Source organism: Exiguobacterium sp. QJM3NY_9 (assembly GCF_056173545.1).
Map to the genome: position 1 here is coordinate 1,290,620 of NZ_CM149679.1, position 13,697 is coordinate 1,304,316.

The 13,697-nt window shown below is 48.5% G+C and carries 9 protein-coding genes and 1 riboswitch; of the genes, 5 read left to right on the plus strand and 4 right to left on the minus strand.

The window, feature by feature from the left end:
* Positions 1-33 precede the first annotated feature (33 nt).
* The 4 genes from AC0VYQ_RS06425 to AC0VYQ_RS06440 all read right to left on the minus strand — a co-directional run bounded on the left by AC0VYQ_RS06425 (position 34) and on the right by AC0VYQ_RS06440 (position 3,679).
* On the minus strand, positions 34-909 hold the full coding sequence (locus tag AC0VYQ_RS06425; RefSeq protein WP_475404506.1) for a hypothetical protein: 876 nt from the start codon (positions 907-909) through the stop codon (positions 34-36).
* 55 nt (positions 910-964) lie between these two features.
* Positions 965-1,558, minus strand: coding sequence for an undecaprenyl phosphate transporter UptA (gene uptA / locus AC0VYQ_RS06430; RefSeq protein WP_475404507.1), 594 nt, complete (start codon positions 1,556-1,558; stop codon positions 965-967).
* A 104-nt stretch (positions 1,559-1,662) separates the two neighbouring features.
* Positions 1,663-2,985: a Na+/H+ antiporter family protein gene (locus tag AC0VYQ_RS06435; RefSeq protein WP_475404508.1), complete on the minus strand. Its 1,323-nt coding sequence runs from the start codon at positions 2,983-2,985 to the stop codon at positions 1,663-1,665.
* Positions 2,986-3,127: 142 nt separating this feature from the next.
* A complete protein-coding gene (locus tag AC0VYQ_RS06440) occupies positions 3,128-3,679 on the minus strand; it encodes a beta-class carbonic anhydrase (protein ID WP_159172645.1) in 552 nt (183 codons plus the stop codon).
* Between the two features lie 332 nt (positions 3,680-4,011).
* Between AC0VYQ_RS06440 and adhE the strand changes: the two genes are divergently transcribed.
* The 5 genes from adhE (at position 4,012) to AC0VYQ_RS06465 (ending at position 13,612) form a co-directional block, all read left to right on the plus strand.
* On the plus strand, positions 4,012-6,606 hold the full coding sequence (gene adhE, locus AC0VYQ_RS06445; protein WP_159172644.1) for a bifunctional acetaldehyde-CoA/alcohol dehydrogenase: 2,595 nt from the start codon (positions 4,012-4,014) through the stop codon (positions 6,604-6,606).
* A gap of 148 nt (positions 6,607-6,754) precedes the next feature.
* A riboswitch (TPP riboswitch) is annotated at positions 6,755-6,855 on the plus strand.
* 119 nt (positions 6,856-6,974) lie between these two features.
* The gene (locus AC0VYQ_RS06450) at positions 6,975-7,745 is read left to right on the plus strand and encodes a 3-oxoacyl-ACP reductase (protein ID WP_475404509.1); all 771 of its coding nucleotides are present in this window, start codon (positions 6,975-6,977) and stop codon (positions 7,743-7,745) included.
* A 37-nt stretch (positions 7,746-7,782) separates the two neighbouring features.
* Positions 7,783-9,102, plus strand: a complete 1,320-nt coding sequence (locus AC0VYQ_RS06455) for an LLM class flavin-dependent oxidoreductase (protein ID WP_475404510.1) — start codon at positions 7,783-7,785, stop codon at positions 9,100-9,102.
* Positions 9,103-9,267: 165 nt separating this feature from the next.
* Positions 9,268-10,683: a hypothetical protein gene (locus AC0VYQ_RS06460; RefSeq protein ID WP_475404511.1), complete on the plus strand. Its 1,416-nt coding sequence runs from the start codon at positions 9,268-9,270 to the stop codon at positions 10,681-10,683.
* Between the two features lie 211 nt (positions 10,684-10,894).
* Complete coding sequence (locus tag AC0VYQ_RS06465) at positions 10,895-13,612, plus strand: bifunctional 2',3'-cyclic-nucleotide 2'-phosphodiesterase/3'-nucleotidase (RefSeq protein WP_475404512.1); 2,718 nt, start codon at positions 10,895-10,897, stop codon at positions 13,610-13,612.
* Positions 13,613-13,697: the final 85 nt, after the last annotated feature.

Genomic DNA, 13,697 nt, shown 5'->3' on the forward strand with positions numbered 1-13,697 from the left:
TCGAACAAAAAAACTGTTCGAATTCGAGGTGTTTTATACTGTTCTGAAACTTAAATCATTTAATTTTCCTGTGTAAAGACGTGTATCTGTCGTCAACACAATTTGATTCTTCCGCATCTTGATGGTTCCGGACAAGCGTTCATCCTGCTCCGACATGAAGGACATCCGTCCTTGCTCGACATACCGTTTTCCTTGTTGCTGTAAGACGTGGGTCTGCGTATTATCCGTCGAGACGAGATAGTCCTTATGGATAGCAAAATCCGTGAACGGCCGTTTCGGTGCGAGGAACGCCTGACTCGTTCCTCCTTGCAGTTGAACGATCCGGTAGTCGGAGTAATAAAAGAACCAGACATCATTCGCTGACGAGACGTTCATTGCGTAACAGTCATCGATAGGATAGTCGCGATTTTTAAAGACGACTTTCCCCTGGTCGTTAAAAGCGACGAGACCGAACGATCCAACTGAATTGGTCGCGGCGTCAGCAAAGACGCCTTCATCGAAATAGCTGACCCAAATGTGGTCACGCTCATCGACTTGGACATTTTGAATTCCGTCGTCGAGACAATAACTGTCAATCAGATGACCGACTTGATCGTAAATAAAAGCATTCGGTAACCATGATCCGTCGACATCGTCGTCGCACCGTGAGGCGACGAGCAGGATCCGTCCGTCGGAAAACGATTCGACATAACTGAATTCAACGTCTTCCTGGGCGATGATGATCGTATTGCGCCACTGGTCATGAATCCGATGGACATGCAAGACGGGGCGGTGCCGTTTTTCATCGTAGATTTGTTCGACGAGTAGAATATGACCGGCAATCGTCAGTCCCGTCGCGATATGCGTTCCACGGATATGTGAGGCGGTGACACGATCCAGATGCATGGTTACGGTTTTTGATGTCTCCAATAGATATCACTCCTTTTAAAAAAAGCCTGTCGCAGTAGGACAGGCTGTAAACGGATTACGTCGTACGTTGGCGTTTCTTGAGGGCGACGTACAAGACGATCATGACGACCGCTGCGATTAAGATGCCGTTCGTATAGGGAGCGGCGACGTCTTTAATCGAGCGCCAGTTCGTTCCGAGTGTCTCACCGAGATAGAGAAATAAAATCGACCACGGGATGATTGCGAGAATCGTGTAGATTGAGAACTTTGTTTGATCCATTTTGGCGAGACCTGCCGGAATGGAAATCGCATGGCGGACGACGGGGATGAACCGTGCCCCGAAGATGACACCTTGTCCGTATTTGACGAACCAACGTTCCGCGAGATCAAGATGGTGTTCCGTAATCAATAAATATTTTCCGTACTTCAAGATGAGGGGACGACCGCCGTAACGGGCGAACCAGTATAAAAACAATTGCGAGAACAATCCACCGATGACGGCGGCGACGATAGCGAGTGGCCAGCCGATCGTTCCTTGAGAAATCATGAACCCACCATAGGATAAGACGATCTCACTCGGGATGATTTCAATCATCAAGCCAAGCGCGATTCCGAAATAACCTAAGTCAGCTAAATATAGTAAGACGGTATTGACGACGCTAGATAACACGTTCCACACTCCTTTAATTGCACTTCATCCCTTCATTTTAGAGAAGTCCGCGCGAAATGGAAAGAAAAAAATCATCCCGTCGTTAAAACGAGATGATTTCTTCATTAAAGAATGACGGCAGCGATCGTACCGAAAATCAACAATGGTAAGTTGTAGTGTAAGAATGTCGGAATGACCGTTTCACGCATGTGATCGTGTTGTCCGTCAGCATTCAATCCGCTCGTCGGTCCGAGTGTTGAATCACTTGCCGGACTACCGGCGTCACCGAGTGCACCGGCTGTTCCGATGATGGCAATTGTCGCCTCGAGACTGAATCCGTACTGGATGCAAAGCGGGACGAAAATGGCGGCGATGACCGGAATCGTCGAGAAACTTGAACCGATTCCGACCGTGACGAGAAGTCCGATCGATAACATGACGAAGGCAGCGACGAGCTGCGAATCCCCCATCAACGATTTTGAGTTTTCGACGAGTGGTTCGATATCACCTGTCTCACGTAAAACGTTTGAGAAGCCGTTCGCTGAAATCATGACGAATCCGATGAACGACATCATCCGCATACCGCGTGTGATGACATCGTCTGCTTCACTGAAGCGGACGAGTCGTAACACGAGGAAGAGCAGGAGGCCGGTTGTCGCTGCGATGATCATCGATTCCGTCGTCAACTGGACGACGAGCGTCGCGATGACGACAATTGAACTCAGTAATAATTTGGATTTCGTGACGACGGGAATCTCGTAATCGTCAGGTGCGATGTTCCGCATCTCATATTCACGCGGTTTCCGGTAATTGTATAGACCGAGTAACAATCCGAACAACATCCCGAGCGCCGGGATTGCCATCGCTTTGATGACCGATGCGCCAGCGGTGTCCATCCCGTTTTCTTGTAAGTTCGGTAACAGAATCTGATTGAGATAGATATCACCGAAACCAATTGGTAAAAACATATACGGTGTGACGAGACCAAACGTCATGATGATGGCCATCCGGCGCCGGTCAATCTTCAAATCATTGAACAGACCGAGTAACGGCGGGATGATGATCGGAATGAAGGCGATGTGAATCGGCAAGACGTTTTGTGAACTGATTGCGAGTAATAAAATCGCGAACATGATGAACCCTTTTAACTTCTTGACCGACGTCGCATTGGCACTTCCTTTTGAGCGAGCGATTAAACTGTGCGCAAGGGCGTCCGGCAAACCTGTTTTCGACAGGGCGACGGCGAACGCACCAAGCAAGGCATAACTGAGGGCAATTTCTGCGCCGGCTCCAAGGCCGCCCGAAAAGCTTTCAATCGTTTTCGTTAAACCAAGACCGCCGAGCAATCCACCGACGAGAGCGCTGATGACCATCGCGAGGACGATGTGGACACGGAAGATGGCTAAGACAAATAACAGGATGACGGCTAAAACAACAGCATTGAACATAACTTTAAAACCACACTTTCTTTTGGTATCACTGTACTATACTAAAGTATCATACAGACCGTTCTTTTTGCTGTCAAGAAAAAAACATGAAAAGGCACGACCGGTGTCGGTCGTACCTCCTTTCTACTATATAAAGACAGGTTTAGCAATCGACGCGGTCGAGTTTCCCTGTGCCGGGGTCGATGACGAGTCCATGGACGTTCGTGCCCGGTGGTAATAATGGATGGTTTTTAATCAGACCGACGGAATGGCCGACGTTTTCTTCGACTGACGTAAACCCGCGTAACCATTGTTTCAAGTCGACGCCGGATGCTTCGAGTGTCTGCAAGACTTGCGGATTGATGCCACGTCCTTCCATCTCGGCAATCATGTTTGCCGGATCGATCGTACTCATGCCGCAGTCGTGGTGACCGATGACGATGACTTCTTCCGCCCCGAGTGCGTACAAGGCGACGAGGATCGAGCGCATGACGGAACCGAATGGGTGTGACAGAACCGCCCCTGCATTTTTAATGATCTTCGCATCGCCGTTTTTCAGACCGAGCGCGTGCGGGAGGAGTTCCGTCAAGCGGGCATCCATACACGTTAAGATCACGACCTTTTTATCAGGGAATTTATCCGAGATGAATTGTTCGTATTGTTTTTCTTCGACGAATTGTTCGTTGAACGCAAGCATTTGATTGACGATTGTCATGAAACTTCCTCCTTCAAAACAAATAAATATGTATCTTTTAATAGATTACACGATGTTTTGTCCGTCAGACAAGCAAAGAAAATAGGTGCTGTGAGAAAAGTCACAGGCAAGGGATTCAAAAAGGATGCCTTGTCCGACAACACCTTTTGAGAATGAGAACGTTTTCATTGATGTGAAATAGTTCACAGGATGGTCATGCACAAATCATCAGAAAGGCGGTATGATTGATTTGTGAAGGAAAGCACAAACTATTGAATATCAGCTTGGCATTCCTAACATCTAGTAGGGAAATGCAGACTCAGATTCGTTCCAAAATAGGGAGGAAACCAAACATGGCTGTCAAAGAAAAAATCAAACAAGACGTATCACCTGTCGAACAAACGATCAATAAAATCGTTGCAAAAGGTCAAACTGCATTACAAGAATTATTAACATTTGATCAAGAGAAAATCGATACGATCGTCCGTGACATGGCGCTTGCCGGCCTCGAACGTCACGTTGAACTGGCACGACTCGCCGTAGAAGAAACAGGACGTGGTGTCTTTGAAGATAAAATGATTAAAAATATGTTTGCGACGGAATATATCTATAACAGTCTCCGTGAAGAAAAAACGGTCGGCATCTTAGAAGAAGATGTTCAAAACGGACTAACATATATCGCAGAACCGGTCGGTGTCGTCTGTGGCGTCACACCTGTGACGAATCCGACATCAACGACGATGTTCAAAGCGTTGATCGCGATTAAAACACGAAACCCGATCATCTTCGCCTTCCACCCGTCAGCGCAAAACTGCTCACTCGAAGCAGCGAAAACATTACGTGACGCGGCTGTCAAAGCAGGCGCACCGCGTGACTGCATCCAGTGGGTCGAACAACCGTCACTCGAAGCAACAAAAGTCTTGATGAACCATACGGATATCGCGATGGTCCTTGCGACCGGCGGAGCCGGCATGGTCAAATCAGCCTATTCAACAGGAAAACCGGCACTCGGTGTCGGACCAGGGAACGTTCCATGTTACATCGAAAAAACAGCGAAAATCAAACGTGCCGTCAGTGACCTTGTCCTCTCCAAAACGTTTGATAACGGCATGATTTGTGCATCGGAGCAAGCGGTCATCATCGATCAGGAAATCTACGCGGAAGTTCGGGCGGAGATGGAAGCACTCGGTTGCTACTTCTGTACAGCAGATGAGAAAAAACGTCTCGAAGCGCTCGTCATCAAAACCGATACATGTGCCGTCAATGCCGACATCGTCGGGAAACCGGCAACCTGGATCGCAGCAAAAGCCGGCATCGACGTCCCGAGCAATACCGTCATGCTTGTCGCAGAACTTGAAAAAGTCGGCTCAGAAGAACCCCTCTCACACGAAAAACTAAGCCCTGTCCTTGGTGCGTATAGCGTCCAATCAACGGAAGATGCGTTCCATGTCGCCGAACGGATGCTTGAAATCGGTGGCCTCGGTCATACGGCAGTCATCCACACGACGAATGACGACTTGATGACGGCATTCGGAATGCGGATGAAAGCCTGCCGGATTCTCGTCAACAGCCCGTCAGCACACGGTGGGATTGGTGATCTGTATAACGAATTGACACCATCACTGACACTCGGTTGCGGCTCTTACGGGAAAAACTCCGTCTCTGAAAACGTAACGGCGAAACATCTACTCAATGTCAAGAAGGTGGCGAGACGACGCGTGAACATGCAGTGGTTCAAAGTACCGGAAAAGATTTTCTTTGAAAAAAATTCAGTCCAATACTTGAAATCGATTCAAGATGTCTCCCGGGCATTGATCGTCACCGATCAAGCGATGGTCGAGTTCGGCTACGCGGATAAAGTCATCCGCAACTTACCGGCAGGCGTCAGCTACCGGATTTTCGACCAAGTCGAACCGGATCCATCGGTTGCAACGGTTCAGACAGGAGCGCAAGCGATGCGCGACTTCAAACCGGACTTGATCATCGCCCTTGGTGGCGGATCAGCGATGGATGCAGCGAAAGGCATGTGGCTCTTCTACGAGCAACCGAACGAAACGTTCTCGAACTTACGTCAAAAGTTCCTCGATATCCGGAAACGGGCTTATAAATTCCCGGCGCTTGGTAACAAAGCGAAGTTCGTCGCCATTCCGACGACGTCCGGAACAGGATCTGAAGTCACACCGTTTACCGTCATCACGGATAAAGAGAAAAACGTCAAGTATCCGATTGCTGACTATGCGTTAACACCAGATGTCGCGATCATCGATCCGGAATTCGTCATGACGGTCCCGGCATCAATCACGGCGGACACCGGAATGGACGTCTTGACACACGCAACGGAAGCGTTCGTCTCTGTCCTCGCGAACGACTATACGGACGGACTGGCATTAAAAGCGATCAAGATGATTTTCGATTACCTGCCACGCGCTTATGCGAATGGTGACGATGCCGAAGCACGCGAAAAAGTTCACAATGCGTCAACGATGGCCGGAATGGCGTTTGCCAATGCCTTCCTCGGAATCAACCACTCGATCGCACACAAAATCGGTGGGGAGTTCCACACGCCACACGGTCGGACGAATGCAATTCTGATGCCACACGTCATCCGCTACAATGCAGCGAAACCGACGAAACTTGCTTCGTTCCCGAAATATGAATCATTCATCGCTGATGAACGGTACGCAGAAATCGCGCGTTATCTCGGACTACCGGCAGCGACGACGGAACAAGGTGTCGAATCACTAATCCAAGCGATCACAGAACTCGGACAACAGTTGAACATCAAAATGTCATTCAAAGCCCAAGGCATCAAAAAAGCCGACTTTGAAGCAAAACTCGACAAGATGGCAGTCGATGCATTCGAGGATCAATGTACGACAGCGAATCCGAAAATGCCGCTCGTGACGGAACTTCGGAACATCATGGAACTTGCCTACGAAGGCGTATAACAGAGAAATAAATCATGGCAATCAAAAGAGCCTTGCTTCCGGTCGACGGAGGCAAGGCTTTCGTTCGTAATCGAAAGAGACACCGACAAAACTGTCCTGTCATTATTGACAGATATTTCTAAGACCGCTAAAGTGAAGGTAACTTGAATAGAATCACTAGGGGTGTTACTAAACTGAGATGAGTAAATACTCAAACCCTTTGAACCTGAACTAGTTCGTACTAGCGTAGGGAAGTGTAGACTCTAATAAACGAGCGAAGACCAGTCTGTCGGTTTTTTGTTATGTGATTATTTAGACGTGCGCAACTTTCCTTTTGGAGAGTTGCGCTTTTTTTGTTTACGACTTCGCTATTTAAGTTGCAAAAGACGATGAAGGAGTGGAAGACAGTGAACAGAACAGTGTTAGTGACGGGAAGCAGTCGGGGACTTGGCGCGACGATTGCAAGAGTATTGGTGAACAACGGGTTTAAAGTTGTGATTAATTATTATAAGAGCAAGGATGCGGCAGAGGACCTCGTAAATGAGCTCGGTGCAGAACATGCCATTGCCCTGTATGCGGATGTCACGAAGCGAGAAGACGTCGAGACATTGATGCAGTTAGCGACAGCTCATTACGAACAAATCGATGTCGTAATCAATAATGCCTTAGTCGATTTTAAGTTCGATCCGCGCGCTCAAAAATCATTCATCGATTTGGAATGGGAAGATTATCAAAAACAGTTGGATGGCACGTTGAAAGCAGCGTTCCACGTCGTGCAAAGTGTCCTGCCGCAGTTCATTGAACGAAATAGCGGCACCATCATCAGCATCGGCACGAATCTGTATCAAAACCCGGTAGTTCCCTATCACGAATATACGACGGCAAAAGCAGGGTTGATCGGCTTTACGCGTAATCTTGCATCAGAGCTAGGACAGTACGGCATAAACGTGAATGTCGTCTCCGGCGGCTTGTTGAAAGTGACGGATGCCAGTGCTGTGACGACTGCTGAAGTATTCGATTTAATTGCCCAATCAACTCCGTTAAAAAGAGTGACGACGCCGGAAGAGGTGGCGCAATTGGTCGCCTTTTTAGCGTCAGAAGCCGCCTCTGGCATTACTGGTCAAAATCTAACCGTAGATGGCGGATTGACGATGAACTGATGTCAGCGCTCAGGAGAAAGGAGTCAGGGACCTAAAGATGACGAAAACGAAGCAGTTAAACATCGGTGTTTTATTGTACGGCTGTGGCCATCATCAAGCGGCATGGTTAATGCCGGATTCTACGATTGAAGAAATCGGGGAGAGCGGTTATTATCAGCGATTGGCTCAACTAGCGGAAGCGGGTTGCCTGGATGCTGTATTTTTTGCTGACAATCAATCTTTTCCTGCTGCAAACGCAACTGAACTACCTGCCTTTTGGCTCGATCCTGTAATCAATTTAACCGCTATTTCTCAAGTAACCCATCATATCGGGTTAGTTTCAACGATATCGAGTACGTTTTCAAATCCGTATACAGCGGCGAGACAACTGTTAAGCCTTGATCACGTGACGAACGGGCGTGTCGGCTGGAACCTGGTGACGTCGATGACGGACTGGGAAGCGTTAAACCATAGTATGGATAGGCTCCCTGCAAGGGACGAACGGTATCAAAAGGCGGATGAATTTGCGTCTGTAATGGAAAAATTATTTTTATCCTGGGATCGAGCTGATTTCCTTTCGAGCCGGACGGACAACCGGTTAATTGATCCTGAAAAGATTCAACCATTCCATCATAGCGGGACCTACTTCAACGTAAAAGGTCCTTCGTCTACACCGCGTAGTCCTCAAGGGAAGCCGGTGGCAATGCAGGCGGGTGCATCTGCCCAAGGGATTGCACTTGCATCAAAGCACGCGGATGCCGTCTATTCGGTGTCGTGGAATGTAAAGCAAGCGAAAGCATTCCGGGAAAGTCTACAGAAACAAATCAAAGAAAGTGAGTCACCGGAGCGGCAGATTAAAATCTTTCCAGGATTGGTTACATACGTCGGTCGAACCCGGGAAGAGGCGCTGGCGAAGAAAGCCGAACTGGATGAAAAATTACCGGTCGCGAATGCCTTGAAGCAACTGAGTTTCTTTTTGCAACAGGACTGTTCTGATTGGGATCTTGACAAAGCGGTGCCGTCCTTACCGCCTGTCGATGCGTTTTCAGGACCGGTCGGACGCTATAAAACGATTCTTGAAATCATCGATGATACAAAGCCTACACTAAGAGAACTGTTAGGTTATCTGGCAGCTGGTGGGGGACACCTGACACTGATAGGTACACCGGAAGAAATCGTCGATCAGATGGAGCTTTGGTTTGAAATGGGTATCGCAGACGGATTCAATCTGATGCCGCCGTCACTCCCGTCAAGCTTAGAGGATTTTGTAGATCTGATCGTTCCTGAACTGCAAAAAAGAGGGTTGTTTAGAGAAGCCTATCAAGGGACTACGCTTCGGGAACACTTTGGTTTAGCTCAGGTGGGGAGTCGGACGTGAAAAAAATCGTAAACTAAGCGTTCCTGCCAACCAGAGTCGGAGTCAGGGAAGTAGCCCGTTCGTCATGAACGGGCTACTTTTTGGATTTACTGCAGAAGATTCGTTTTCAAATCACCCGGAACAGGAATAACTATACAAACAATCTAGTCAAGGGGAGGCGCTTTTATGGAGCGGAGGCAACAGCGAAAGGAACGCTCGCATATGTTACGCAATATCTTGTTTGGTATAGGACTCGCTTGTATTGGTTTTCTCGTCCTGTTCGGTGTCATGACCGTTCTCGTCCAACAAATCGAGAAATCTGCCGATTACCAGGCGTTCGTCGAACTGATGCAGGACGCGGATGTCTCGTGGACGACATTGGAATTGACCCTCGTATTCCTCCTGTTTTTCATCAGCGGAATGGCTGTCACGTTGCCGGAAGCCGTCAAAGAGGGATTGACGAATCAACTGATTGGCGCAAATGATACAGGGAACATCTTATCGATTTTCGGAATCGATCTCAATCAAGTCTTGGAACCCCTGTCCTTCCGCGCCGAATATGGAAGTCCCTTTTTATCGATTTTCGGAATCGGTCTATTCCTAATCTTATTCTTAGTTTTACGGATCGGCGCAACGCGTGTGACCTGGACGATTCGAACAGTCAGCTTTTTAGCGGCGAGTTTCGTCTTGTTTGCATTTACGTTCAACACAGCACTCGGCATTGATGTGCTGACAATTGATCAAGCGACCGTCTGGAACGGAATCTTCATTTTACTCTTTTTGACAGGTCTATTTTATCTCGCGTTTTATCCACGACAACTGTCCGGTATGTCAGCCGCGGCCCGTGCTGCGATCATTATCCTGATGGTCGCAAGTAGTGCACAACTGTTCTTTACGGTGACGGATGAAGCGAAATATGAGGGGGACGCCTCGACCCGGACCTGGTTGACTGTTTCGAGTTTAAACGCAGGCAGTGACGGCTGGTATGATTTGATGCACGGCAGTCAAGTGACCTACAAGGCAAATGTCCTTGGTGCAAGATTAAACGTCCCGGTGACATTTTTGAACGGGGAAACCGACGTGACGCGGTTGAAACAATCGATGGAGGACGTCGTCAACCGAATCGACGCCGAGCGCGTCACGAATCAATTGTTGACAGTCATCGGTGGCGAACGTCCCGATTTATCGAATACACGTTTGACGCTTGACGCAGTCGATTACGGGACAGCGCGGAATGTCGTCCTTGCGATGGACGCCCGGTCGGCCGGGCAAACGGCGGCCGCTGATCAAGTCGAACAGGACAAGCCGTTCCCGTTTTGGCTGTTTCTGATTGTCCCGTTCGCCGTCTATCTCCTTGTCAGCATCCGGGCCTTTAACAAATTATACGATCCCGTCGTTTTCGCTGTGGCGACCGGTTTGATTAGCTGGTTCATCTGTTCGCTGACGGGAACATCGTTTGCACTCTTATGGCAGGACGAGGCTCTCGTCCGGTTCAGTCAAGAGACGGCGACGGTGACGACGATTCTTTATGCGACGGTACTGGCACTGATTACCGGTTTCATCGGGTACGCAATCAAACGACAGCATCATGGTGATAGATGAAAGGTGAAAACCGTTTCCCGTAAATTCGGGGAGCGGTTTTCTTTTTTACAAGTAAATTTGTAAAGGTTCAAGGTTAATGTAAAGCCAGTTTGTGGAATTAGTTAAGAAGGTTAAATAAGACGGATGTCCGACCTATTCAAAGAAGCTATAAGCTACAATCAAAGCGTGTTAAATTAATTGAGCAGTCATTTATTTCTTAGGGGGAAACCAGATGAAACAGGCTACAAAAATTATTATCGCTACCACGTTGATCGCACCGATGTTAGCACCCGTCATCCAAGTCAAAACACTCGCTGCAGATGACAGTGTCGTCAAACTACGTTTTCTAGAAACAACGGATTTACATACAAACTCGATGAATTATGATTACTTCAAAGACGCGCAAGATGAGTCAATCGGTCTCGTCAAAGCAGCGACGGTCATCAAACAGCAACAAAACGTCGTCGGCGAAATGAACAGCTTCCTGTTCGATAACGGGGACACACTCCAAGGCACGCCGTTCGGGGATTATGTCAAAAATCAGTACGATCAAGGCAACAAAGGCAAACACCCGATGTATGAATTAATGGAATACCTCGGTTACGACGCGGTCACGCTCGGTAACCATGAGTTCAACTTCGGACTCGACTTCCTGAAGTCAGCGATGAGTGCTTCAAGCGGTTCAATCAAGTTCGTCAACTCGAACGTCCTCGACGCCGTGACGAAACAACCAATCGTCGCGGAATACAATGAAGACGGAAAAGACTATCAAATCATTGAACGGCAAGTGATGGATCAAAACAATCAACCGAAAACAATCAAAGTCGGCGTCTTCGGTGTCGTCACACCACAAATCATGGCGTGGGACGCGGGGAACTTAACCGGTAAAGTGACGGCGGAAGCCATCATCCCGGTCGCTAAAGCGACGGCGAAAAAACTAAAAGACGCTGGTGCAGACGTCGTCGTTGCGTTGGCCCACTCCGGAATCGGGGATACGATCGACCAAAAAGACGGCGATGAAAACGTCGGTTATGCGTTATCGAAACTGGCTGACATCGATGTCTTGATGACCGGTCACCAGCACGGAAAGTTCCCGGCAGCTGACTCGGCATTCAATAAGTTGCCGAACGTCGATGCCGAAAAAGGGCTGATTAACGGAAAACCGGTCGTCATGGCGAACACACAAGGGAAAAATGTCGGTGTCATCGATCTGCAATTAAAACAAGTCGACGGCAAGTGGACGGTCGATACGTCATCTGCAAAACTCGCTGACGTCACGAAAGAGACGGTCGCGGACGCCGGTGCGGTCAAGCTGATCGAGAAGTCGCATCAAGGAACACTCGACTATATCCGTCAGGAAGTCGGAACGATCAACGACGATATCCAAAGTTTCTTTGCACTCGTCCAAGATGATGACTCGGTCCAGTTCGTCACGAACGCTCAAAAATGGTACGTCGAAAAACAGTTAAAAGACAATGCGGAACTCGCGAAATATAAAGACTTGCCACTCTTATCTGCCGGTGCACCATTCAAAACGGGCGGACGCAATCAAGTCAACGCAGCAGATTACACGTTGATTAAAAAAGGCCCGATCGCACTGAAGAACGTCGCCGATCTATATGTCTATCCGAACACGCTTGAAGTCGTCAAGGTGACGGGCAAAGACGTCAAGAACTGGCTCGAGATGTCGGCCGGTCAATTTAATGAAGTATCAGGCGAACAAACCGATTTATTGAACAAGGATTTCCGCAGCTACAACTTCGATATCCTCGACGGATTGACGTATGAAATCGACATTACGAAACCGGCGAAGTATGACTACAACGGCGTCGTCGTCAACGCGGATGCGAGTCGTGTCCAAGACATCAAGTACGAAGGCAAGGAAATCACGGATGAGCAGGAATTCCTCGTCGCGACAAACAACTACCGTGCAGGCAGTGCGTCGTTCCCGGGTCTTGGTGGCGGAAAAAACATCGTCTACAAGTCAGCGTACGAAACACGGAACGTCATCTCAGACTTCATCCAAGCCAAACAGCCGGTCGACTATAAGGCCGATGCGAACTGGTCGCTCGTTGCCAGTAAACCGATGACGGTCAACTTCGATTCAGCGGAAGCGGCAGCAACATATACGAAACGTTACGAAGGTATCACGAATACAGGTGTGACACGTGCCGGTGAAACGGGAACATTCCTGAAGTTCGAAATGAACGTGCCGATGAAAAACTTCAATGTTAACGTCGCAACCGTCAAACCAGGGGCGAAAGTCGTCACAGGAACAGCTGTTGCCGGAGCGAAGATTACGGTCAAACTCGGAACGACGGTTCTCGGAACGGCGACTGCTGACGAAGCAGGGAACTATGCGGTAACGGTTCGTCCGGTCAAGCTCCGTGACAAACTGACGGTCGTCTCGGAACTCGGATTCATGAAGAAATCAGCAACCGTCACGGTCGGAACAGGCTTCGTCGCGACACCGGCGATCGATAAAAAATCAGCCGTCTACGGTTCGACGGTCTTGACGGGTAAAGCGACAGCAGGACTTGATGTCACGCTGTACAAAGGGTCGACAAAAATTGCCAAAGCAAAAACGACAGCGAGCGGCTTTAAGATTCCAGTCAAAAACGGTTTGACGACAGGGACATACACGGTCAAATCGACGGATATCTCGCACAAAGTCACGAAAAAAGCATCATTCACGATTAAAAACACCTACCCGGTCAAAAAATGGACAGGTAAAAAGACGTTGACGGGCAAAGTCGAAAAACGTCAAATCGTCCGTCTGTTCGAAAAAACAAGCAGCGGCTATCGATTGATTGCTCAAGATGTCGCCGACAACCACGGCAACTACGTCTTGAAAATGCGGACGGGTCTTGCGACAGGTTCGTACAAGATGAATGTCTATACGGCATCGGATCGTCTCGATCAATCCCGTTACTTCATCACGAAAAAATAACCGAACGAAAACGACCTCGCACGCTTGAGGTCGTTTTGTTTTGCTTAAAGAACTGGCATACTAAATAACAAAGGAGAGGATTGGT